At 66.6% G+C, this 20,060-nt stretch carries 22 protein-coding genes; 4 read left to right on the top strand and 18 right to left on the bottom strand.

Features of this window, described 5'->3' with window-relative positions:
• Positions 1-6: 6 nt before the first annotated feature.
• From BOS5A_RS06345 to BOS5A_RS06320, 6 genes are all read right to left on the bottom strand, one after another.
• Positions 7-1,665: a hypothetical protein gene (locus tag BOS5A_RS06345; RefSeq protein WP_234419225.1), complete on the bottom strand. Its 1,659-nt coding sequence runs from the start codon at positions 1,663-1,665 to the stop codon at positions 7-9.
• A gap of 1 nt (position 1,666) precedes the next feature.
• Positions 1,667-2,671, bottom strand: a complete 1,005-nt coding sequence (locus BOS5A_RS06340) for an AAA family ATPase (RefSeq protein ID WP_151954306.1) — start codon at positions 2,669-2,671, stop codon at positions 1,667-1,669.
• Positions 2,668-4,176 carry an XrtA system polysaccharide chain length determinant gene (locus tag BOS5A_RS06335; RefSeq protein WP_151954305.1) on the bottom strand — a complete coding sequence of 503 codons (1,509 nt, stop codon included), beginning with the start codon at positions 4,174-4,176 and terminating at the stop codon, positions 2,668-2,670. Before BOS5A_RS06335 ends, BOS5A_RS06340 begins: the two co-directional genes overlap by 4 nt.
• Before the next feature lie 2 nt (positions 4,177-4,178).
• On the bottom strand, positions 4,179-4,826 hold the full coding sequence (locus tag BOS5A_RS06330) for an XrtA/PEP-CTERM system exopolysaccharide export protein (RefSeq protein WP_151954304.1): 648 nt from the start codon (positions 4,824-4,826) through the stop codon (positions 4,179-4,181).
• Positions 4,827-4,927: 101 nt separating this feature from the next.
• On the bottom strand, positions 4,928-6,157 hold the full coding sequence (locus tag BOS5A_RS06325; RefSeq protein WP_151954303.1) for a pyridoxal-dependent decarboxylase, exosortase A system-associated: 1,230 nt from the start codon (positions 6,155-6,157) through the stop codon (positions 4,928-4,930).
• Positions 6,154-7,689 (bottom strand): AMP-binding protein, encoded by a 1,536-nt coding sequence (locus BOS5A_RS06320; protein WP_199857234.1) that lies wholly within the window; start codon positions 7,687-7,689, stop codon positions 6,154-6,156. The genes BOS5A_RS06325 and BOS5A_RS06320 overlap by 4 nt, the downstream gene beginning before the upstream one ends.
• Before the next feature lie 63 nt (positions 7,690-7,752).
• On the opposite strand from BOS5A_RS06320, the gene BOS5A_RS06315 reads away from it, so the two are divergent.
• From BOS5A_RS06315 to BOS5A_RS06300, 4 genes are read left to right on the top strand one after another with little or no spacing between them, the layout of a single operon-like run.
• On the top strand, positions 7,753-8,010 hold the full coding sequence (locus tag BOS5A_RS06315) for an acyl carrier protein (protein ID WP_199857233.1): 258 nt from the start codon (positions 7,753-7,755) through the stop codon (positions 8,008-8,010).
• Between the two features lie 7 nt (positions 8,011-8,017).
• On the top strand, positions 8,018-8,731 hold the full coding sequence (locus BOS5A_RS06310; RefSeq protein WP_151954301.1) for a hypothetical protein: 714 nt from the start codon (positions 8,018-8,020) through the stop codon (positions 8,729-8,731).
• Positions 8,719-9,522, top strand: a complete 804-nt coding sequence (locus BOS5A_RS06305) for a hydrolase 1, exosortase A system-associated (protein WP_151954300.1) — start codon at positions 8,719-8,721, stop codon at positions 9,520-9,522. Before BOS5A_RS06310 ends, BOS5A_RS06305 begins: the two co-directional genes overlap by 13 nt.
• A 31-nt stretch (positions 9,523-9,553) precedes the next feature.
• A complete protein-coding gene (locus tag BOS5A_RS06300) occupies positions 9,554-10,738 on the top strand; it encodes a thiolase family protein (protein ID WP_151954299.1) in 1,185 nt (394 codons plus the stop codon).
• Positions 10,739-10,756: 18 nt separating this feature from the next.
• Here the strand turns inward: BOS5A_RS06300 and BOS5A_RS06295 are convergent, their stop codons facing one another.
• The 12 genes from BOS5A_RS06295 to leuD all read right to left on the bottom strand — a co-directional run bounded on the left by BOS5A_RS06295 (position 10,757) and on the right by leuD (position 19,947).
• Complete coding sequence (locus BOS5A_RS06295; RefSeq protein ID WP_151954298.1) at positions 10,757-11,155, bottom strand: (R)-mandelonitrile lyase; 399 nt, start codon at positions 11,153-11,155, stop codon at positions 10,757-10,759.
• 48 nt (positions 11,156-11,203) lie between these two features.
• A complete protein-coding gene (gene nadA / locus BOS5A_RS06290) occupies positions 11,204-12,205 on the bottom strand; it encodes a quinolinate synthase NadA (RefSeq protein WP_151954297.1) in 1,002 nt (333 codons plus the stop codon).
• Complete coding sequence (locus BOS5A_RS06285; RefSeq protein ID WP_151954296.1) at positions 12,202-12,936, bottom strand: DUF4230 domain-containing protein; 735 nt, start codon at positions 12,934-12,936, stop codon at positions 12,202-12,204. The genes nadA and BOS5A_RS06285 overlap by 4 nt, the downstream gene beginning before the upstream one ends.
• The gene (locus tag BOS5A_RS06280; RefSeq protein WP_151954295.1) at positions 12,933-13,799 is read right to left on the bottom strand and encodes an MBL fold metallo-hydrolase; all 867 of its coding nucleotides are present in this window, start codon (positions 13,797-13,799) and stop codon (positions 12,933-12,935) included. The genes BOS5A_RS06285 and BOS5A_RS06280 overlap by 4 nt, the downstream gene beginning before the upstream one ends.
• A gap of 91 nt (positions 13,800-13,890) precedes the next feature.
• Positions 13,891-15,459 carry a M56 family metallopeptidase gene (locus tag BOS5A_RS06275; protein WP_151954294.1) on the bottom strand — a complete coding sequence of 523 codons (1,569 nt, stop codon included), beginning with the start codon at positions 15,457-15,459 and terminating at the stop codon, positions 13,891-13,893.
• Positions 15,456-15,824, bottom strand: coding sequence for a BlaI/MecI/CopY family transcriptional regulator (locus tag BOS5A_RS06270; protein ID WP_151954293.1), 369 nt, complete (start codon positions 15,822-15,824; stop codon positions 15,456-15,458). The genes BOS5A_RS06275 and BOS5A_RS06270 overlap by 4 nt, the downstream gene beginning before the upstream one ends.
• Before the next feature lie 237 nt (positions 15,825-16,061).
• Positions 16,062-17,348, bottom strand: a complete 1,287-nt coding sequence (locus BOS5A_RS06265) for a glycosyltransferase (RefSeq protein WP_151954292.1) — start codon at positions 17,346-17,348, stop codon at positions 16,062-16,064.
• 15 nt (positions 17,349-17,363) lie between these two features.
• Positions 17,364-17,690, bottom strand: coding sequence for a Grx4 family monothiol glutaredoxin (gene grxD, locus BOS5A_RS06260; RefSeq protein ID WP_151954291.1), 327 nt, complete (start codon positions 17,688-17,690; stop codon positions 17,364-17,366).
• Between the two features lie 29 nt (positions 17,691-17,719).
• Positions 17,720-17,953, bottom strand: coding sequence for a BolA/IbaG family iron-sulfur metabolism protein (locus tag BOS5A_RS06255; protein ID WP_151954290.1), 234 nt, complete (start codon positions 17,951-17,953; stop codon positions 17,720-17,722).
• 6 nt (positions 17,954-17,959) lie between these two features.
• Positions 17,960-18,283, bottom strand: a complete 324-nt coding sequence (locus tag BOS5A_RS06250; protein WP_151954289.1) for a DUF1476 domain-containing protein — start codon at positions 18,281-18,283, stop codon at positions 17,960-17,962.
• 70 nt (positions 18,284-18,353) lie between these two features.
• Positions 18,354-19,355, bottom strand: a complete 1,002-nt coding sequence (locus BOS5A_RS06245) for an NADPH:quinone oxidoreductase family protein (RefSeq protein ID WP_199857232.1) — start codon at positions 19,353-19,355, stop codon at positions 18,354-18,356.
• Entirely contained in the window at positions 19,318-19,947 is a 630-nt protein-coding gene (gene leuD / locus BOS5A_RS06240) for a 3-isopropylmalate dehydratase small subunit (RefSeq protein ID WP_151954288.1), read from the bottom strand. Before leuD ends, BOS5A_RS06245 begins: the two co-directional genes overlap by 38 nt.
• Between the last annotated feature and the right edge of the window lie 113 nt (positions 19,948-20,060).

The following is a 20,060-nucleotide window of genomic DNA, read 5'->3' as shown; positions in this document are numbered from 1 at the left end:
TTGCCCTCAGAACTGATAGCGCGCGCCGAGCAGTGCCTGGAGCGACAGGTCGCTGTCAAAGCCCTGCTGATCGTAGGAATAGAGCCCGAGCGCGGCAATCGTGCCCAGCCGGCCGAAGCTGCGCGAATAGGCCGCGTTTGCGCCCGCGCCCAGCGTCCCGTTGCCGTTATAGCCGGCAAGCCCGCTTTCGAAATAATTGACGTAGACGTTGGTGTCGAACGACGACACGCGGTCGAGCTGGCGCGCGTAGAAGACCTGGCCGTAATAGCCTTCGTCCTCCACCCCGAACACGGTCAGCCCCGGCGCGGCGCGCGGCGCGTAGAGGCGGCGGTTGGTATAGCCAGCGCCGACCCCGAAGCTCTGCGGCCCGCGTGTCACCGCCCAAACCGCATCGACGCCGCGGGCACGATAGCTGGACGTGGAGATCGACTGGAACGCGTCGTTCAGGCAGCCGCCTGCGCCGCCGCCCGACGAAGCCGCCGCGCCGGGATTGGCCCCGAAAACGCAGCCACCGAACTGGCCGCCGAAGGGATTGAGCCCGGTCATGAAGCTGGTCGGCAGTGAGCGAAGGCCGTCGCGAAGCTGGCGACCGAACGTCTCGATCCCGTCATACACGACGACCTGCAACCCCATGTCGCGTGTCATCTGATAGGTCAGCGAACCGGTATAGATTTCGCCGCCATAGCGATAGCCGGCATTGGCCTGGAGCTCGAAACGGCGGTTCGGGCGCCAGACGACGCCCGCGTCATAGATCAGCCCGTCGGTATTGTAGGCGATGCGGCGGGGAGAGGTGGGATCGGTGATGAAGCGGCCATTGCCATCGGTGACCGGCGTGCCCGTCGCATCGACAAGCGCGTCGCGCTGGCTCGCCTCGATCTTCTCGTAGCCGACGCCGCCGCGCACCGCGAGCGTGCGCGACACCGGATAAAGCACGTCGCCGCGGACATATTTGCCTTCATACCGCTGGTCGAGCTGGCTCGCATCCTCGCGGTCCCAGGCGGCACTCAGCGTGACGCCGACCGGCAAAACGCTGCCCGCCGCCACGCCCGCGCTCACCTGTGCGACATGGCCCGTCGAATCGTCGTAATAATCGAGCCGTGGCAGGCCGGGAGCAAGCCCGGGCACGTTCGGCACCTCCACCTTGGTATAGCCGAAGCGATACGCCGCGCCGATCTCGACCGGGCCGGCCCGCGTCGACAGCGTCGGGCCGATATAGGCGGAGTAGACCTGGGTGACGTTGGGCAGGTCGCCGCCGAACGTTCCCGGCGCCGCACCGCGAATGTCGGAGCGCGCACGGGTCGCGAGCGCTCCGCCCTCGATCGTCAGGTCGCGCGTCAGCCGATACGCGCCGCGCAGCAGTCCGGAGTGAATGCTGTCGTCGGACAGATTGTCGTTCCAGGCGAAGCGGCGTTCATAGCGATAGCTCACCTGACCCTGCGCCCGCCGCGTCGCGACGCCGGCGTCCACACCCGCAGCCAGCTGGGTATAGGTCAGCGTATCGTCGTTGCTGAGATCGGCGAGCAAGGTCTGGCTCAGTTCAACGTAAGGCGAAACATAGACCGCACGGCCATCGCGCGCGCCAGCGGCACCCGCATCCTGCGCAGCGACGGGCGTCGCCGTCAGTGCCGCGGCGGCGCAGAACAGCGCGGTCGAAAGCCGGATCACATTACCTCTCCTGCCCGTAATAGCTGCCGAACCGGCCATCGCCGGGCGCGTAGGACACCGCGTTCAGCACCAGCGAGATATGCTCGCACCGATCGAGCAGCCCGACCGCCTTCGCCACATCGCCCTCGGTCGTCCGGTCGGCGCGGACGACGAGCATCACCTGCCCCACCTGCAACGCCATCACCGACGCGGGCGACGCCGCGAGCGCCGGCGGGGTATCGAAGATGATGATCCGTCGCGGATCGGCCGCCAGCAAACGGTCGATCACCGCCCCCGTGCGTGCACTCGCGAGCAGTTCGGTATCGTGATTGGTGCGCTTGCCGGACGGCATCAGCGACAGATGCGGCACGTCGGTCGCGACGACGCAGCTCTCGGGATCGAGCCCATCGTCGCCCAGCGCGTCCAGGAACCCGGTGGAATCGTCCTGCCCCAGCGTCTTCATGACATCGGGCTTCGCGAAGTCGCCATCGACCAGCAGCACGTTGGTGTCCCGCTCCGCCGCGAGCGACAGCGCGAGGTTGATCGCGCAGAAGGTCTTGCCGTCGCCGGGCTTGCCCGAGCCGACGAGGATCGTGCGCGCGCGGTCGCCGAGCGGCCCCGATGCAACGGTCTTCGCGGTCAGCAGCAGCTGGCGCTTCACCAGCCGAAACTCCTCGGCCAGCGCCCCGATCGGTGCACCGGGGACGAGCATCCCCTTTTGCGCCAGCATCGCCCGGTCGATCGCCGCGACCCCAACGGGTGCGGCAAACCATTCGGGCATGGCGGGATCGTCGATCCCAAATCCTCCCCTGGAAGGGGAGGTGGCAGGCGTGTCAGCGCCTGACGAAGGGGTATCGCTCTTTCGATCGGGGGATACCCCTCCACCATGCTGCGCATGGTCCCCCTCCCCTTGAAGGGGAGGATTGGCGGCATATCCGCTATCGGTGGTTCCGCGCAAATGCTTGCCGAAATCATAGACCTCGGCCGCGCGTTCGATCAGCGAGGATTGGCGGGCAGCGTTCGTCATGCGGCCATCCCCCGCTGCAGCATCTCGACACCGAGCAACAGCACCCAGCTCGCCACCAGCGCCGCCGCGGCCCCGGCGAAATATTTGAAGCGTTGGCGCCGTTCGGTATCCTGCGCCTGGGTCAGCATCTCGCCGATCTGGCCGATGACCGGCATGCCCGATGCCTTTTCCAGCCGGTCCGCGGTCGGAAACGTCGTCTGCAGCTTCGACATCGCGAACGCCGCGCCGATGCCCGCCGCGAGCCCCGCAAAAAGCACCCCGGTCAGCAGAAGCGGCCGGTTGGGCGCGGTGGGCGTGCGCGGGGACGTCGGCGGATCGATGACGCTGAACTTCACCGAATCGGTCTGCGTCGCCGCCTGTCCGCGCAGGCTCGTCTGCTCGCGCTGGGCGAGGAGCTGGTCGTACTGGTCCTTCAGTACCTGATAGCTGCGATCGATCTGCCCCTGCTCGGCGGCGACCGTCGGGTCGTCGGAGAGCTTGGCGGTGAGCTGGTCCAGATCGCCCTGCAACTGCCGCTTGCGCGCCATCAGCGATGCGACCGCCGCCTGACGATCGGCCTGGATCGACTGGAGCGAAAGATAGGTCGGGTTCGGTGTGCCGCCAGCATCGGCGCCCGCCGGTTCACCCCGCGCGGCGGCATTGGCGGCGGCAAGCTGCGCCTTCAGCGCGATCACATCGGGATGCGCATCGGTATAGCCGCGCGACCGCGCATCGGCGAGCTGACCCTGAATGGCGAGGACGCGCGCGCGCGCCGGGCCAACGCCTGGTGCGATGCCCGCGCCTGCGATCGTCCTGGGCGTTCCGGCCATTTGCCCCGATACCGCGGCGAGCGCCGACTGCGCAGCCGCCAAGTCGCTGTCGACCTGTGCCATTTGGGTACGCGACGCCCCCATCCGGTCGGCGACCGAGCCGGTGCCGGGAAGCGAGCCGAGATAGCGGTTCTGGAAATCGGCGCGCTTCGCCTCGGCATCCTGCAGCTGCTTCTGCCGCTGGGCGAGCTGCTGGTCGAGAAAGGCGAGCGTCTGGCTGTTCTCGCTGCGGTCGTCGGACAGGTTCTGCTCGACGAAGATGTCGATCAGCTTCTGAGTGATGTCGCGCGCGAGCTTGGGCGATCCGCTGGTCGTCGTGATCTCGAACAGGTTGTTCTGCTGTGCGACGACCTTGATGTTCTGCTGCAAACCGGACACCCGATCTGCGATCTCGCGGTCGCTCGACGCGGTCGTGGCCAGATCGGTCCCGCGCACAACCTTTTCGAGGTTCACCGCCGAGGTCATCGTCTGGCGGATCGTATCGACGTCGTCGCCGGGATTCTGCCCGGCAACCCCCGGCGGCAGCATCGAGCGGAGTTGCACCTGAACGCGGGCGCGCGACTCATACTTGCTCGGCATCTGCGAGACGACGAGCCAGCCGAGCACGCACACGCCCCATGCCACCGCCAGCCCCAACCAGCGGCGTGTCCAGACCGCGTGGAGGGCGATCCGCGATTCGTCGTACATCCCGCCCATGCTCAGAACATGCTTTCGGGGATGATGATGACGTCGCCCGGCTCCAGCTTCACGTTCGCGCTGGCGTCGCCGTCCTTGAGCAGCTTGGAAATCTTGAGGTCATATTCCTTCTGCGTGCCCGTCTTCGGATCATAGCGAACGAGCCGCGCCTTGTTGCCCGCGGCATACTGGTTCAGCCCACCCACCGCGATCATCGCGTCGAGCAGCGTCATGTTGGCGCGGTAGGGCAGCGAAGCCGGCTTCTCGGTCGCGCCGACGATACGCACCTGCTGGCTGTAGGTGCCCGAGAAATTCTCTACGATGACGGAGACGATCGGGTCCTTGATATATTCGGCGAGCGCCAGGCGCATGTCTTCGCTAAGCTGCGCGGGCGTCTTGCCCGTCGCCGGCATGTCGTTGACCAGCGGGGTCGTGATCCGGCCATCGGGGCGCACCTGAACCTTCGCCGACAGTTCCGGGTTGCGCCACACGAAGATGTTGAGCTGATCGAGCGGGCCGATCTTGTACTGCTCGCCCGGCTGCTCCTTGGTGCCGACGAAATCGGCGGGGGGCAGCGCGGGGCGATCGCCGCCGCTCCCCGCACATCCCATCAGCGCCGAAGAGGCGAGCGCGGCCGCGATCAGACCCCTGGAACCGTGCCGAAAACGCATCAACCGACCTCCATCGGCGCGAGTCGGATTGGACGCCTTTCGACGCCCGAAACCCGCGCAATTTCAGCGCCGGCTATCGGGCAAAGAGGTGAAGATAGCGTTTAGGACGGCGGCAGAACGATCTCGGCCGCTGGCGGGTGGCCGAGAAAGGCCATCGGGCTCGCGGTCGCGCCGTAAGCTCCCGCAAGGAAGATCACGATGACGTCACCCGCATCGGCCCGTGGCAGCGCCACGCGGTCGGCCAGGCGATCGAGCGGGGTGCAAAGGCATCCGACGACCGAGACCGTTTCGCTCGCCGGCTCGCCCATCCGGTGCGCGACCGCGACCGGATAGTTGCGACGCACGACGGTGCCGAAATTACCGCTCGCCGCAAGCTGGTGATGCAGGCCGCCATCGACGACGAGAAAGGTTTCGCCGCGGCTTTCCTTACGATCGACGACACGCGTCAGATAGACCCCTGCCTCGGCGACCAGCCACCGCCCCAATTCGATGGCAAAGCGTGTGCCAGTGAGGGAATGTGCGGCATTATCAGTAGCTTCCCGAAGGCTTCTCCCAACGCGCTCTATGTCGGGCGGCGTGTCGCCTGCAAAGTAGGGAATGCCGAAGCCGCCACCCAGATTAACGAGGCGCGGCGTAACGCCGACCGCCTGTGCAATGCGACCGGCAAGCGCCAGCGTCTCGGCCTGCGTGTCCACGATCGCTTGCGCGTCCAACGCCTGCGAGCCGGCATAGACGTGTAGCCCCCGCCAGTCGGCGCCAGCATCGATGATGCTTCGGACGAGCGCGGGCACGCGCGCCTCATCGACGCCGAAGGGCGACGGCCGCCCGCCCATCTTCATACCCGATCCGCGCAATTCCATGTCGGGGTTCACGCGCACCGCAAGCAGCGGCGCCACGCCGATCCGCGCCGCGATGGCAAGCGCGCGTTCGGTTTCGCCTTCCGACTCCACATTGAGCGTCACGCCCGCGGCAATCGCGGCACCGAGCTCCGCGTCGCGCTTCCCCGGTCCGGCAAAGCTGATCGCGCCCGCCGGCTTCGATCGTAGCGCGAGGTCCATCTCGCCCCCGGACGCGACATCCAGCCCATCGACCATGGTCGCCATACCCGCGACGACGGCCGGGTGTGGGTTCGCCTTCATCGCATAGTGCAGGTCGATCCCCGGAAATGCCGCGCGAAACCGCGCGACGCGCGCCGCAGCGATGCCCAGGTCATAAAAGAAGAACGGCGTCGTCCCCGCCTCTGCGACCAGTGCCTCGAGGTCGCGCCCTCCAACGCGCAACACGCCCGTCTGGGCGGCAAATTCCGGCGGCAGCGGCCCCATCGGTTTCATGACGTCATCTGCTCCAGAACCGCCGCATTTATCGCGGCGCGGTCGATCTTGCCGTTCGCATTGCGCGGCAACGCGTCCACCCAGCGATAGCGCGCAGGCTGCATGAAGTTGGGCAGGATGCGCTGGAGCCGCGACCGCAAGCCCGGCTCGCTCGCGGCATCCCCCGCGAGCGTCACGACGATCGCCTGTCCCAGTCGAGTATCCGGAACTCCGGTCGCGACCGCTTCGCGCGCCTCGTCGCCCGCGGTCACTGCATCCTCGATCTCGGTCGGGCTGATCCGGTTACCCGCGCTCTTGATCATCTCGTCGTCGCGCCCGACGAAGCGCAGCAGCCCTTGCGCGTCGGCCACGACCGTGTCGCCGGACCATACGGCGGTGCCGCCAAGGGCCGAGAACGCTGGTGCCGGACGAAAGCGCTTCGCGGTGCGCTCCGCATCCTGCCAATAGCCTTGCGCGACGAGCGGCCCCGCATGAACCAATTCTCCCGGCTCTCCCGCCGCCGCACGTAATCCGTCGGCGCGCACGACCAAGATCTCGGCAAACGGGATCGCTCGCCCGATCGAATCCGGGCGCGCATCGACGAGCGCGGGCGGCAGATAGGTCGAACGAAACGCCTCGGTCAGACCATACATCGGATAGAGATCGGCTTGCGGGAAGCGCGCGCGCAGGTCGCGAACCATCCGCACCGTCAGCGCACCGCCCGAATTCGTCAGCCGGCGCAGCCGCGCAGCGGTTTCGGCAGGCCAGTCCGCTTCCAGCAATTGGGTCCAGAGCGGCGGCACCCCCGCGAGCGTCGTAGCGCCCACCCGCTCGACCGCCTTCACCACATCACGCGCGGTCAGATAGTCGATCGGCGCGACCGCACCGCCCGCCGCCCATGTGGAAAAAAGCTGGTTCTGCCCATAGTCGAAGCTGAGCGGGAGGACGCCGAGCACGCGGTCTTGAGTTGTGAGTTCAAGATATTGCGCGACGGATTTCGCACCCAGCCAGAGGTTGGTGTGGCTCAGCATCACCCCCTTGGGCTGCCCGGTCGATCCGGAGGTGTAGAGGATCGCCGCCAGCGTATCCGTATCCGCCTGGGATCGTGAAATCGCACCCCCCATCCCGGCCTCGATCGCAACCGGGACGCCCGGAAGAACGTCGCCAGACTCGAGCGTCGCCGCCCGCGCCGGCTGGGTCAGCAGCAGCGACGCGCCGCTGTCGCGCAGGATATGGGCCACTTGCACACGCTTCAGCAGCGGATTGATCGGAACGTGCACCAGCCCCGCCCGTGGTGCGGCGAGCGGCATGACGCACGCTTCCAGCGTCTTCGGCAGCCACGTCGCTACCCTTGCTCCCTCAGGCAAGGCGCGCGCCGCAAGCCAGCCGGCCATGCGCGCGACGGCGTCTTCCAGATCAGCGTAGGTCAGCGTCCGATCGCGCAGGATCAGCGCCGGCGCATCGCTCGCGCCTTCGGCCACGTGGTCGATCGGTTTCGGGACAGGTATGGCTTCCACCCGCTTTCCATAGCGCCAAGCCGTTGCGGATTTCATCCCCCGCTTATAGGGCGAGATCAGAAGTTGGGTGGAGGGGCGTTGCGCGTGATCCCGGAGGGTATGGGACAGATCGACACGACGGTGCGGGCGGTGCTGCGCGACGTGCTTGGGCTGGATGCAGCGCGTGTCGCTGCGTTCGACGCCACGACGCCCTTGTTCGGCGCCCTGCCCGAACTTGATTCCATGGCTGTGGCGGGGGTGCTGACCGAGCTCGAAGACCGGCTCGGCATCGTCATCGAGGACGACGAGGTCGATGGCGACATGCTCGAAACCTTCGGCGCGCTGACCGAATTCGCGGCCGGCAAGGCGCTGGTCTGACGCGCGCATGGCCGAACCGGCACCGCGCATCGATTATTATCACTGGGCGGGCGGGCGCGAGGCGCTGCTGCGGCTCGGGCCGGAACGCGGCATGCTGGGCACCGTCCTCATCGCGCCCGCGCTCTTCGAGGAAGCCAATCGCCTTCGCGGCTGGACGATCGCGCTGATGCGCGAGCTGGCGCACCGCGGTGTGGCGAGCGTCCTTCCCGATCTTCCCGGACAGGGCGAGAGCGTCTGGAAGACGGAGCATTGCGCGGTGGCGAAATGGCGCACGGCGCTCGCGACGGCAGCTGCCTCGCTCGGCAAGCCGCACCTCTTCGCGATCCGCGGGGGCACCCTGCTCGACGGCGAGTGCCTTACCGCGGGGCGCTATCACTTCGCGCCAGTGCCGGGCGGCGACCTGATCCGCGACCTCGTCCGCATCCGCCAGCTTTCTGCCGAGGAGAATGACGAGGCGTTCAACCCGGAAGCGATCCGCCCGCCGGGGCCGCCGGTCGAGCTTGCCGGCAACATCCTCTCGCGCTGGCTCATCGACGATCTCAAGGCCGCGATGCCGCGCACCGCGGATCGGGTCGCGCGGCCAGGAACCGATGCCCGAGCCGCGCAGATGCGGTTGACCGGCACCGCGCTGTGGCGGCGCGCGCGGCCTGAAGAGGATCGCGATCTCATCGGCGCCGTCGCGACCGACATCACCCGCTGGGTCGAACAATGCGAAGGCTGATCGCCTTCTCCGTGGGCGACGATACGCTCGTCGGCACGCTCGACACTGCAGAGGGGCAGACCGGGCTGCTGATCGTGTCGGGCGGCGATGAAATCCGCAGCGGCGCGCACCGCGGCATGGCGATGCTCGCGGATTCGATCGCGGAAGCCGGCTTCCCCGTGTTCCGCTTCGATCGCCGGGGGATCGGTGATTCGACGGGGGAGAATACCGGCTATGGCAGTTCAGTGGAGGACATTGCCGCTGCGCTGAACGCGTTTCGGAGCGAGGCGAGCGAGGTCACCCGCATCGTCGGGTTCGGACTTTGCGATGCCGCAACGGCGTTGGCGATGTTCGGCGCGGAAATCGGCATCGACGCCTTCATTCTCGCCAACCCCTTTGTCGAAGCGGGTGATGACGATCTGCCCCCGGCAAGCGCCATCCGCGCACGCTACGCCGAGAAACTGCGCGAGCCGAAGTCGGTCGGCCGACTGCTGACGGGTGGCGTGAGTTTCGGCAAACTACGCAGAGGGTTGGGATCGATACTTTCCTCTCACGCGCAGGATTTGGCAGACGACTTCGCGGCCGCGTTGGACGAGGCGAACCGCCCGACGACAATTATCCTGACGAGGGGCGATGCGACCGCAATCGCCTTCGAAACCGCGCTCTCGACGCCAGCCTTCGCTTCCATCCGCGACCGCGCGCGGATCATCCGCATCGCGGGGCACTCGCACAGTTTCGCCCGCCCGTCCGAAGCAGAAGCGCTCACCGCCGCGATCATCACCGCGCTGGAAAAGGCAGGCCAGCGCGCCTAGATCGGCGGCAACCTTTCAATCGGAGCTTTTCATGGCCGACCCCGTCGTCATCCTTTCCTATGCCCGCACCCCGATGGGATCGTTTCAGGGCAGCCTCTCGGGCGCGAGCGCGACCGATCTAGGCGCTACGGCGGTCAAGGCGGCGGTGGAGCGCGCGGGCGTGTCGGGTGAGGACATCGAACGCATTTACATGGGCTGCGTCCTGCCCGCCGGCCTCGGCCAGGCACCGGCGCGGCAGGCGGCGCTGAAGGCGGGATTGCCGAAGTCTGTCGAGGCAACGACCGTCAACAAGATGTGCGGTTCCGGCATGCAGGCCGCGATCATGGGCGCTGAGGCGCTTGCGGCGGGGTCCGTCGACATGCTGGTCGCTGGCGGCATGGAAAGCATGACCAACGCGCCGTATCTGCTCCAGAAGCACCGGGGCGGCGCGCGCATCGGGCATGACCGGATCATGGACTCGATGTTCCTCGACGGTCTCGAGGATGCCTATGAACCCGGCCGCGCGATGGGCAGTTTCGCCGAGGAAACGGCGGGCGAGTATCAATTCACCCGCGCCGCGCAGGACGATTATGCAATCGCGTCGCTCACCCGTGCCAAGGACGCGCAGACCTCGGGTGCGTTCGACCGGGAGATCGTGCCGGTCGAGATCAGCGGGCGCAAGGGCACCGAAACGGTCGATCGCGACGAGCAACCGTTGAAGGGCGATCCGGCCAAGATCCCGACGCTGAAGCCCGCGTTCGCGAAGGACGGGACGATCACCGCCGCCAATGCCTCGTCGATCTCGGACGGTGCGGCGGCGCTCGTCATGGCGCGCGAGGATGTCGCAAAGTCCAAGGGATTGAAGCCCTTGGCGCGCATCGTTGCCACCGCAGCGCATGCCCATGAACCCGCGAAATTCACGACGGCTCCGGTGGATGCGGTGAAGAAGGTGCTCGCGCGCGCCGGCTGGTCGGTGGACGATGTCGATCTGTTCGAGGTCAACGAAGCCTTTGCCTGCGTCTCGATGATTGCGATGCGGGATCTCGGCATCGATCACGCCAAGGTGAACGTGAATGGCGGCGCAACGGCGCTCGGCCATCCGATCGGCGCCTCGGGCGCGCGGATCATGGCGACGCTCATCGCGGCGCTACAGAACCGCGGGCTGAAGCGCGGCGTAGCGAGCCTGTGCATCGGCGGCGGTGAAGCGACCGCGGTTGCGCTCGAACTGATCGATTGACCGCCCGGTCAGCGGCGATCAGCGCCCGCGATATTGATCGTCGCTGACCTTTTCCATCCAGTCGACCGCCTTGCCGCCCTTTGCTTCGGCGATGGCGATGTGCGTCATTCCTGTCGTCGCGGTCGCACCATGCCAGTGCTTTTCGTCCGGCGCGAACCAGATGATGTCGCCCGGACGGATTTGCTCGATGGCCCCGCCATCGCGCTGCACCAATCCCAGCCCCGCCGTCACGATCAGCGTCTGGCCGAGCGGATGGGTGTGCCACGCCGTCCGCGCGCCCGGCTCGAACGTGACGATCGCGCCGCCGATCCGCGCCGGGTCTTCGCGTTGGAACCGCATGTCGACACGGACGCGGCCCGTGAAATAGTCCGCTGGCCCCTCTCCGGATTCGACCGAACCGCTGCGCATGATATCCATAATCTGCTCCTTGGTGAGCACCGATAACGCGTCAGCGCGGCGTTCGGATCAGTCGCCCGTCACCTTCGCCGGCCCGAGATCGCCCTGCCCGACCGTGGCCGACGCCATCGCCAGCATCGCATCGAGGCTCGTCTTAGCCTTCAGCCGCAGACCTTCCTCGATCTCGATGCGCGGCTCCAGATCACGCAACGCGACGTAAAGCTTCTCCATCGTGTTGAGCGCCATATACGGGCAGATGTTGCAGTTGCAGTTGCCGTCGGCGCCCGGCGCACCGATGAAGGTCTTGCCCGGCAGCGCCTTTTCCATCTGATGGATGATGTGCGGCTCGGTCGCGACGATCAGCGTGTCGCCGGGGAAGTCGTTCGCAAAGGCGAGGATGCCGCTCGTTGATCCGATATAGTCGGCATGGTCGAGGATGAGCGGCGGACATTCCGGGTGGGCGGCGATCGGCGCACCGGGATGCTTCGCCTTGAGCTTTAGCAGCTCTGTTTCCGAGAACGCCTCGTGGACGATGCACACGCCCGGCCATAGCAGCATGTCCCGTCCCGTCTTTCTAACGAGATAGCCGCCAAGATTGCGATCGGGTCCAAAGATGATCTTCTGGTCCTTCGGCAATTGGCTGATGATCTTTTCGGCAGACGACGAAGTGACGATGATGTCGCTCAGTGCCTTCACCGCAGCCGAGCAGTTGATGTAGGTCAGCGCGATGTGATCGGGATGCTTCGCGCGGAACGCCGCGAACTCTTCGGGCTGGCAGCTGTCTTCCAGGCTGCAGCCGGCATCCATGTCGGGCAGCACGACGATCTTTTCGGGCGACAGGATCTTCGCCGTTTCCGCCATGAAGCGCACGCCGCAAAAGGCGATGACATCGGCGTCGGTCGCCTGCGCCTTGCGGCTGAGATCAAGGCTGTCGCCGACGAAATCGGCGAGGTCCTGGATTTCGGGTTTCTGATAATAATGCGCGAGGATCACCGCGTTACGCTCGCGCCGCAAGCGATCGATCTCGGCGCGCAAGTCCAGCCCGGCAAGGTTGGTCGGCTGCTGTGTCATTTTGCGTTTCCTAGCACTTCCTCGAGCGATCGGGACATATCCCACTGCTCGTCATTCCTGACAGGATCGTCGGCGAAGCGCACCTTCACCGTCGCCTCGATGCCGGCCGCGCGCAGCGGCGCGCCGAAAAGCCGCGCAATCGCGGTGCGGCCGCTTTCGCGCGCCTTCGCGAGGTTCTCCGGCTTCTTCGCATCCTCGCTCGCGACGCGCATCGCGCTCGTCGCCACCTGCTTTTGCATCGCGGCCATCGCGGCTCGGGTTACGAACAGGCCATCCGTATTGTCCAGAGTCGTGCGCGATTCGTCGATATCGGGGCGACCGATACGGATACCCGGCGCGCGGACGAGCAGGGTGTTCGTCTTCGCATCGTAGTGGAAGTCCCTGGCGCCAAGCCCTGAAAGATCGATGAAATAATCGACCTCGAACGGTGATTTCACGACCCGCTGCGATTGCAGCATGCCGAAGCCGCGCACGTCGCGACCGACCCCCTGCACCACGCCCGTCAGCCGGCTTACACGCAGGTCTCCCGCCTTGAACAAGGTTGCGGTGACGACGCCGGCAACGACGCTGCTGTCCTTCTCACCCGTCAGGTCCTCGCGGGTCGAGACGGTGTAGCGCTGCACATAGGTTCGATAGCCGATCGCCCCGAGCGCGAGGATGCCAAAGGCCAGAACGACCGCAACGACGAGCTTGACGGCCTGTCGGTCGCGCGGGGGCACGAGATCGGTCATGCCGCTGCGCGCCAGGCGTCGTCGCCGACCGAGGCGAGCCCGCGGCGTTCGAGGTCGATCAGGTGCGCGAGGACCGATCGTTCAGCGGCGGGAAACAGCCGCGCGTCGATGCCGACATACATCCGCTCCACCATCGCCGCGACCGGTTGTGGCCCGGCGGCCAGTAGCCGAAGGATCTGCCCCTCGCGCTGTTTGCGGTGGCCCAGCATGCCGCGCACCAGCCGCTGCGGCTTCTCCACCGCCTCGCCATGCCCCGGATAATAGACGCGGTCATCGCGCTTCATCAGCTTTTCCAGGCTCGCCATATACGCCGTCATGTCGCCATCGGGAGGGGAAACGACGCTCGTCGACCAGCCCATCACGTGATCGCCGGAGAACACCGCCTTCGTCTCGAGAAGCGCAAAGGCGAGATGATTCGAGGTGTGCCCCGGCGTCGCGATCGCCTCCAGCGTCCACCCCTCGCCTGCGACCGCGTCGCCTTCCGCCAGCACAAGGTCGGGGACATAATCCGGGTCGAACGCAGCATCGACCTGCGGACCATCGTCGCTCAGGTGAAACGGCGCCGCGCCGACGATCGGCGCGCCGGTGGCGGCCTTGAGCGAGACTGCTGCCGGGCTGTGATCGCGGTGATGATGGGTGATGACGATCGCCGACACCCGTCGCCCGTCGATAACAGCAAGCAATGCGTCCACATGCGCGGTGTCCGCCGGCCCTGGATCGATGACGGCCACGTCTCGCGTGCCGACGATATGCGTCTGCGTGCCGGTGAAGGTGTAGGGCGACGGATTGGGCGCGAGCACGCGCGTCACCATCGGCTCGAGCAGGATGGGAATGCCGATCGGCGGATCGCTTGTAGCGGCCATATGGGCGAAATGGCGGCTGGCTGCGCGCAAGGCAAGGGGCCAGCCACGTTTACCGCGTCGCCAGCCCCGGCGGCGTCCCGTTACTTCGCGCTCAATCGCCGCGTGCGATATCGGCCTGGATCTCAGCAAGGCTCGTATCGATCCCCGCCAGTGCCTCGCGGCGCTGTGCTTCGCTCATGTCGCGGTTCGCGGTGATGCTCGCCCGGGCGCTGGTGAGCCCGGCAAGCGCGCTTTCGAGCGCATGGCGCTGCATATCCTTGCTGTTCGCTGCCATCTCGGCGCTCTCGGCCGCCATCTTCTCGATCCGATTGGTGCAGATGACCATCATCCGCTTGTCGCCGTCCTTCCGGTGGATGACGACTTCGCGGCTCCCCCCGCCGTCGCGCCCGGAACAATTGCGTGAGGAGATTTGCGGGATGTCCGCATAAGCTTCGGGCACGCGCGGTGGCGCGGGCGGGACCGGCGGCAGCGGCGCCACACCCGGCGCGGGTGGTGCGGGAGGAACCGGCGGTGTCGGCGGGACCAGATCCGGGTTGGCGGCCAGATACGCGTCCGCCTCCGCGCCGTCATAGGTCTGGGTCTTGCCGTCCTTCACGATGACGACGCGGCGATGCTTGCCGTGCCTGGTCACATCGACCGTCTGGCTCGTGGTTTCGCTGCGGGTGATCGGCACGGGCGCTGCGAGCGGCATCGCGGCGACGAGATCGACGCCGGTCGCGGTTTCGACCTTGGCGCGCACGGCTTCGGCCGCCTGCGTACCCGACGCGGTGAACCCCAGCCCGAGAACGGTCATCGATCCGACCGCAACGCTGCCGACGAGCAGCCGCGTGCGCGAGGCACGGTGTAGACCCAGCATCTTCAGTCTCCCTTTCAGATCGTTGATCGTGTGCAGATGGCACGCGGCGGCCACGGCGCCGCCATGCGCCGACTTGACGATGGCGCAGGCATAGGCGTGGCGCTCCGTCCCACCGAGATGGGCGAGCACCCGCGCGTCGTTCGCCATTTCCTGGTCGGCACGAAAGGCACGGTAGGCGATCCATGCGAGCGGATTGAACCAGTGAAGCGCCAGCACCGCCAAAGCGACCCAGTTCGCGATCAGATCGCCGCGCTGGTGATGGCCGAGCTCGTGCGCGAGGGCCAGCGCGCGTTCGCCGTCATCATAGCGGGCGGTGAAGTCGCGCGGGAAGGCGACAAACCGTCGCGCGATCCCGAAGGCGAGCGGTCCGGATGCCGCGTCGGTGGCAAGGATCGTCACGCGTCCCACGCGGTCGATCGCGTCCGCCCGTTCGAGAACGCGACGACAGAAGCGCGCGTAGGACAGCAGGTGCCAGCCCAGGAACGCGACCGCACCCACGGCCCAGCATGCCGCGAGGATGGCACCCCAGGCGATCGTGGGCGCGGCCGACGTCGCGGCCTGTGCGGGCACGATCAAAATCGTGACCTGCTGACCGACCTCGGCGATCGGCGTGGCGACAGCATGACGCCAGTTCTCGGGAAGCGGCGGCAACGCCAACCGCAGCACCGGGAGCGCCCACAAGGCATAGGCGATCTGCGCGCCAAAGCTGCGCCGCGCCGGCGCCCGGATGGCAAGCACCAGCAGCATCAGGACCGTCGATGCGATCAACGCCTCGACCGCCCAGCCGAGCGACAGCGCGCTCATTGTTTCAGCGCCTTGAGCAGCGCTTCGATCTCGACGATGTCGTCGTTCGAAATCTCGTCGCGCTCGGCCAGATGTGCGACCAGCGGGGTCAGCTTGCCGCCGAAGAGCCGATCGATCAGCCGGCGTGATTCCCCGCTGACATAATCCTCGCGCGCGACGACGGGGCGATAGAGATACCGGCGCCCGTCCTCCTCGTGCGCGATGGCGGCCTTGGCGAGCAACCGGCCGAGCAGCGTCTTGACGGTGTTGGCGCTCCATCCGCGGTCGGGATCGACGCGTTCGGCCACATCCTGCGCGGTTAACGGCGACTCGTTCCAGAGCACCTCCATGACCGCATGCTCCGCTTCGCTAATGCGCTCCGCCACGACTCGCTCCCCATTTGACTACGTATGTAGTCGCATTGATTACGCGCGTAGTCAATGGTGGTGCAAATGCGCTGCCATCCATGCGCCCTGAGCCTCTGCGGCATGACGAGACATGTCGGCTTTTCTTACAGCGGCGCATCGATCGTGATGGCCGTTAACCGTCGGCACCCGCGCAAAAGCGGCGCTGGGGAATCCTGGCACGCCGTCTGCTTATTGCCATCTGAAGCCGCAATCGCTTCAGCAGGGCGGGTTCGACGCTATGGTCCGTATCTCGCGTCGGCCCGCCCGCACCCGGTCAGCCCTTTCGCCCCGCCTCTGCGCCGCGCGCATCGCGGCAGGATAGACTTCCTCCAGCAGCGTGCGAAATGTGCGGTTCCAGCCGAAATTGTCGATGACGTGCTGTCGCGCGACCACCGACATCGCGCGGTGATCGCCGCACCATATCCGTTCCACATTCGCCGCCATCGCCGCCACGTCATCGACGGGGCCGAGATAGCCCAGACCCTGCGGCACGCGATCCGGCATCGCGCCCGACGCGACGCCGACGACCGGCAACCCCGCCGCCTGCGCCTCGATGATCGAGATGCCGAACGTCTCGTCCGCCATCGCCGAGACGTAGATGTCTGACGAGGCGAGCGCCTTGGCGAGTTCGGCGCGGTTCCGTTCGAAGCCGGGAAAGGCGATCGGCAGGTCGGCAGCCTCGCGCATCAATTCGTCGCGCAGCTTGCCGTCGCCGATCATGACCATCGCCGCGCCGAAGTCCGCCGGCAGGCGGCGAAACATCGCAACCAGCCGATCGGCACGCTTCTCGTTGTCGATCCGGCCCGCGTAGATCAGCAGCGGCCCATCACCGCCTAGCCCCAACGACCGGCGGTAATGCGGGTCGCCGATCCGCGGCGAGAACAGTGCGGTGTCGGTGCCGAGCGGCAGCACGCTCGTCCGGTCGATTCCGCGCATGGCGAGCGCCCGCCGGGCCGGCTCACCCAGCGTATAGACATGATCGAACTCGCGATAGGTGATCTCGGCATAGCCATAGCTCAGCCAGCGAAAGCCCCGCGCGATCGCATCACCGAACAGGTCGCGCCCCACCCGGTAGACGTGCGCGTTGGGGAAGTCGGTGCGATAGCCGGCAACCAACGCCGTATCGGGGAACGCCTTGCGGTGGTTGATTGCGGTCCACGGCAAGACCCATGGGCACAGCGATTCGATCACGTCGGGCCGATAGGTCGCCAGCAGCTCGCGGACGATGCTGGTGCGCAGGATGAAGCGGTAGTTCGGGCTGCCGCGCACCGGGTCTGCGCCGACCTCGGCAAAGATATGACGGCCATCGATCGTCACCCGATCCTCAGGGCCCGGCACGATCTGCAGCAGATGATGCGAGGTGTTTTCCAGCACCCAGCGCCGCTTTTCCTTCAGATAGGTGCTGATCCCGCCGCCGCCGGTCGGGGACCAGCTCTGCGTCAGGTCGCAGAGGATCAGCGGTCGGCCGTCCTCGGCGCGGCGCGTGCCATCATCGTACAGCATGACATCTCCCGGTCCTCAGCGGGAGACGTCTGCCCCTTCGAAAAGTTGCGCGAGCTCGCCGCTTTCGTACATTTCCATCATGATGTCCGAACCGCCGATGAACTCCCCGTTCACATAGAGTTGCGGGATCGTCGGCCAATCCGAATAGGCCTTGATGCCCTGGCGGATGCCCTGATCCTGCAGCACGTCGACGCTTTCGAACGCGACGTTCAGATGCTGGAGAATGGCGGTCGCGCGGCTCGAAAAGCCGCACTGCGGAAACAGCGGCGTGCCCTTCATGAACAACACCACCGGGTTGGCTTTCACCACCTCTGCGATGCGGGCCTGTGCGTCGTCGGTCATGTCGAGAATTCCTGTGTCGTGCGAACCCGCTATTTCGGGACGACGGTCGTCAGTTGCAATGCGTGGAGAACGCCGCCCATCCGCCCGCCAAGCGCCGCGTAGACCGCCTGATGCTGGCGCACGCGCGGCATGCCGGCGAACGACGCGCTCGTCACCTTTGCGGCATAATGGTCGCCGTCACCGGCCAGATCGGTGATTTCGACCACCGCATCGGGGATCCCCGCGCGGATCAGGTCGGAGATGTCCTCGGCAGCCATCGGCACCTTGGGTTACTCCGACTGCATGAGCTGACGGCGCGCCTCGACCATCTGCTCGTCAAGCGCCACGCGCACCCGCGCATCGTCGATATCGACACCGGCCGCGGTCAGATCGCCCACGAGCTTGCGGATCACGTCCTCGTCGCCCGCTTCCTCGAACTCGGCGTGGACGACCGCCTTCGCATAAGCGTCCGCTTCTTCTGGCGTCAGCTTCATCAGCCCGGCCGCCCACTGGCCGAGCAGGCGGTTGCGGCGCGCGGTGACGCGAAAGGCCATTTCCTCGTCGCGCGCGAACTTGGTCTCAAAGGCGCGTTCGCGGTCGTCGAAGGTGGTCATGCTCGCTCCAGAGTTCGTTTCACCAGCGAGATAGAGCGCACCGTCACCCCGCGCAACGGATCAATGGGAATCAATCGGCAACCCGCACCACCAGCTTCCCGATGGCGCCGCGCGCCGCCATCTTGGCGATCGCATCGCCGCCGCGGTTGAACGGAAACACCTCGGTCACCCGCGGGGCGATCTTGCCGTCCGCCCAGAGCCGGAAAAGGTGATCGATATGTGCGCGGTTTCCTTCCGGATCGCGCGCCGCGAACGCGCCCCAGAACACCCCGCACACATCACAGCTCTTCAGCAAGGTCAGGTTGAGCGGTAGCTTCGGGATGCCGGCCGGGAAGCCGACGACGAGATACCGTCCTTCCCAGCCGATCGACCGCAGCGCCGGTTCGGCATAATCGCCGCCGACGGGATCGTAGATGACCTGATACCCTTCCTTGCCGGCCGCCGCCTTGAACTGCTCGGCCAGCGCCTTCGACTGATCCTTGTCGAAGGGCGCACGGGCATAGACGATCGTTTCGTCCGCCCCCGCCTCGCGCGCGGCCGCCGCCTTCTCGTCGGACGATACCGCGGCGACGACGCGTGCGCCGAACGCCTTGCCCAGTTCGATCGCCGCCAGACCAACGCCGCCGGCCGCGCCGAGCACCAGCAGCGTATCGCCCTCTTTCAGATGCCCGCGATCGATCAACGCATGGATCGTCGTGCCATACGTCAGCAATAGCGACGCGCCTTCCTCGAACGTCCGTCCGTCGGGCAGGCGGTACAGCGCCGCCTCGCGCACGACGACGCGCTCGGACAGGCCGTTCATCGATGTGTTGCACATCACGCGGTCGCCCGGTGCAAACTCCGTCACGCCCTCGCCAACGCTTTCGACAACGCCCGATATCTCCCCGCCCGGCGCGAAAGGCCGCTGCGGGCGGAACTGGTATTTGTCCTCGATCACCAGCACATCGGGATAGTTGATCGCGCACGCCTTCACCGCGACCACGACCTCGCCCGCCCCCGCCACCGGATCGGGCATTTCGTCGATGGTTAGTGTTTCAGGTCCGCCCGGCGCCTTCGACAACAACGCTCGCATTCCGGCTTCCTCCGCTGATCCACGGGCGATGCTCGTCGGCGATCGCCTCGTAATTCGAAATCGCGGTATCCCTTGCCAGCGTCAGCCCCACTTCGTCCAGCCCTTCCATCAGGCATTGCCGCCGAAACGCGTCGAGTTCGAAGACGAAGCGGTCCTGGAACGGCGTCGTCACGGTCATCGTCTCCAGATCGATCGTCACAGGATGGTCACGCGCGACCTCCAGCAACCGGTCGACCTGATCCTGCGGCAGCACGACCGCGACGATGCCGTTCTTGAAGGCGTTGCCCGAAAAGATGTCGGAAAAGGACGGCGCGATCACCGCCTTCACCCCCATATCGGCGAGCGCCCAGGCGGCATGCTCGCGGCTCGATCCGCAACCGAAATTGTCGCCCGCGATCAGGATCGGCGCACCCGCGTAGCGCGGATCGTTGAAGATGTTGCCCTCCTGCGCTCGCACCGTCTCGAACGCGCCCTTGCCAAGCCCCGACCGCGCGATCGTCTTCAGCCAGTGCGCGGGGATGATGACGTCGGTGTCGACATTCTTGGCGCCCCACGGATAGGCGCGCCCCGACACGGTGGTGGCAGGCTGCATTCGTCGTCCTTGGATGGGCAGCGCATCAGCGCCGCGCGATGGTCTCCGCCGGCCGCGCGATCGCCGCATAGGCGGCGATGCCGCTTACGATGGATCCTGCCACCAGCAAGATA

It is taken from the genome of Sphingomonas sp. EC-HK361, assembly GCF_902498785.1.
Lineage (GTDB): Bacteria > Pseudomonadota > Alphaproteobacteria > Sphingomonadales > Sphingomonadaceae > Sphingomonas.
The sequence above is the reverse complement of the archived record's forward strand: the minus strand, read 5'-3'. Positions and strand labels throughout refer to the sequence as shown.

What these genes read in the sequence shown, in the direction of transcription:
- BOS5A_RS06340 (WP_151954306.1), bottom strand. Translation starts at nt 2,671, where the DNA reads ATGACGAACGCTGCCCGCCAATCCTCGCTGATCGAACGCGCGGCCGAG.
- BOS5A_RS06335 (WP_151954305.1), bottom strand. Translation starts at nt 4,176, where the DNA reads ATGGGCGGGATGTACGACGAATCGCGGATCGCCCTCCACGCGGTCTGG.
- BOS5A_RS06330 (WP_151954304.1), bottom strand. Translation starts at nt 4,826, where the DNA reads ATGCGTTTTCGGCACGGTTCCAGGGGTCTGATCGCGGCCGCGCTCGCC.
- BOS5A_RS06325 (WP_151954303.1), bottom strand. Translation starts at nt 6,157, where the DNA reads ATGAAACCGATGGGGCCGCTGCCGCCGGAATTTGCCGCCCAGACGGGC.
- BOS5A_RS06320 (WP_199857234.1), bottom strand. Translation starts at nt 7,689, where the DNA reads ATGAAATCCGCAACGGCTTGGCGCTATGGAAAGCGGGTGGAAGCCATA.
- BOS5A_RS06315 (WP_199857233.1), top strand. Translation starts at nt 7,753, where the DNA reads ATGGGACAGATCGACACGACGGTGCGGGCGGTGCTGCGCGACGTGCTT.
- BOS5A_RS06310 (WP_151954301.1), top strand. Translation starts at nt 8,018, where the DNA reads ATGGCCGAACCGGCACCGCGCATCGATTATTATCACTGGGCGGGCGGG.
- BOS5A_RS06305 (WP_151954300.1), top strand. Translation starts at nt 8,719, where the DNA reads ATGCGAAGGCTGATCGCCTTCTCCGTGGGCGACGATACGCTCGTCGGC.
- BOS5A_RS06300 (WP_151954299.1), top strand. Translation starts at nt 9,554, where the DNA reads ATGGCCGACCCCGTCGTCATCCTTTCCTATGCCCGCACCCCGATGGGA.
- BOS5A_RS06295 (WP_151954298.1), bottom strand. Translation starts at nt 11,155, where the DNA reads ATGGATATCATGCGCAGCGGTTCGGTCGAATCCGGAGAGGGGCCAGCG.
- nadA (WP_151954297.1), bottom strand. Translation starts at nt 12,205, where the DNA reads ATGACACAGCAGCCGACCAACCTTGCCGGGCTGGACTTGCGCGCCGAG.
- BOS5A_RS06285 (WP_151954296.1), bottom strand. Translation starts at nt 12,936, where the DNA reads ATGACCGATCTCGTGCCCCCGCGCGACCGACAGGCCGTCAAGCTCGTC.
- BOS5A_RS06280 (WP_151954295.1), bottom strand. Translation starts at nt 13,799, where the DNA reads ATGGCCGCTACAAGCGATCCGCCGATCGGCATTCCCATCCTGCTCGAG.
- BOS5A_RS06275 (WP_151954294.1), bottom strand. Translation starts at nt 15,459, where the DNA reads ATGAGCGCGCTGTCGCTCGGCTGGGCGGTCGAGGCGTTGATCGCATCG.
- BOS5A_RS06265 (WP_151954292.1), bottom strand. Translation starts at nt 17,348, where the DNA reads ATGCTGTACGATGATGGCACGCGCCGCGCCGAGGACGGCCGACCGCTG.
- grxD (WP_151954291.1), bottom strand. Translation starts at nt 17,690, where the DNA reads ATGACCGACGACGCACAGGCCCGCATCGCAGAGGTGGTGAAAGCCAAC.
- BOS5A_RS06250 (WP_151954289.1), bottom strand. Translation starts at nt 18,283, where the DNA reads ATGACCACCTTCGACGACCGCGAACGCGCCTTTGAGACCAAGTTCGCG.
- BOS5A_RS06245 (WP_199857232.1), bottom strand. Translation starts at nt 19,355, where the DNA reads ATGCGAGCGTTGTTGTCGAAGGCGCCGGGCGGACCTGAAACACTAACC.
- leuD (WP_151954288.1), bottom strand. Translation starts at nt 19,947, where the DNA reads ATGCAGCCTGCCACCACCGTGTCGGGGCGCGCCTATCCGTGGGGCGCC.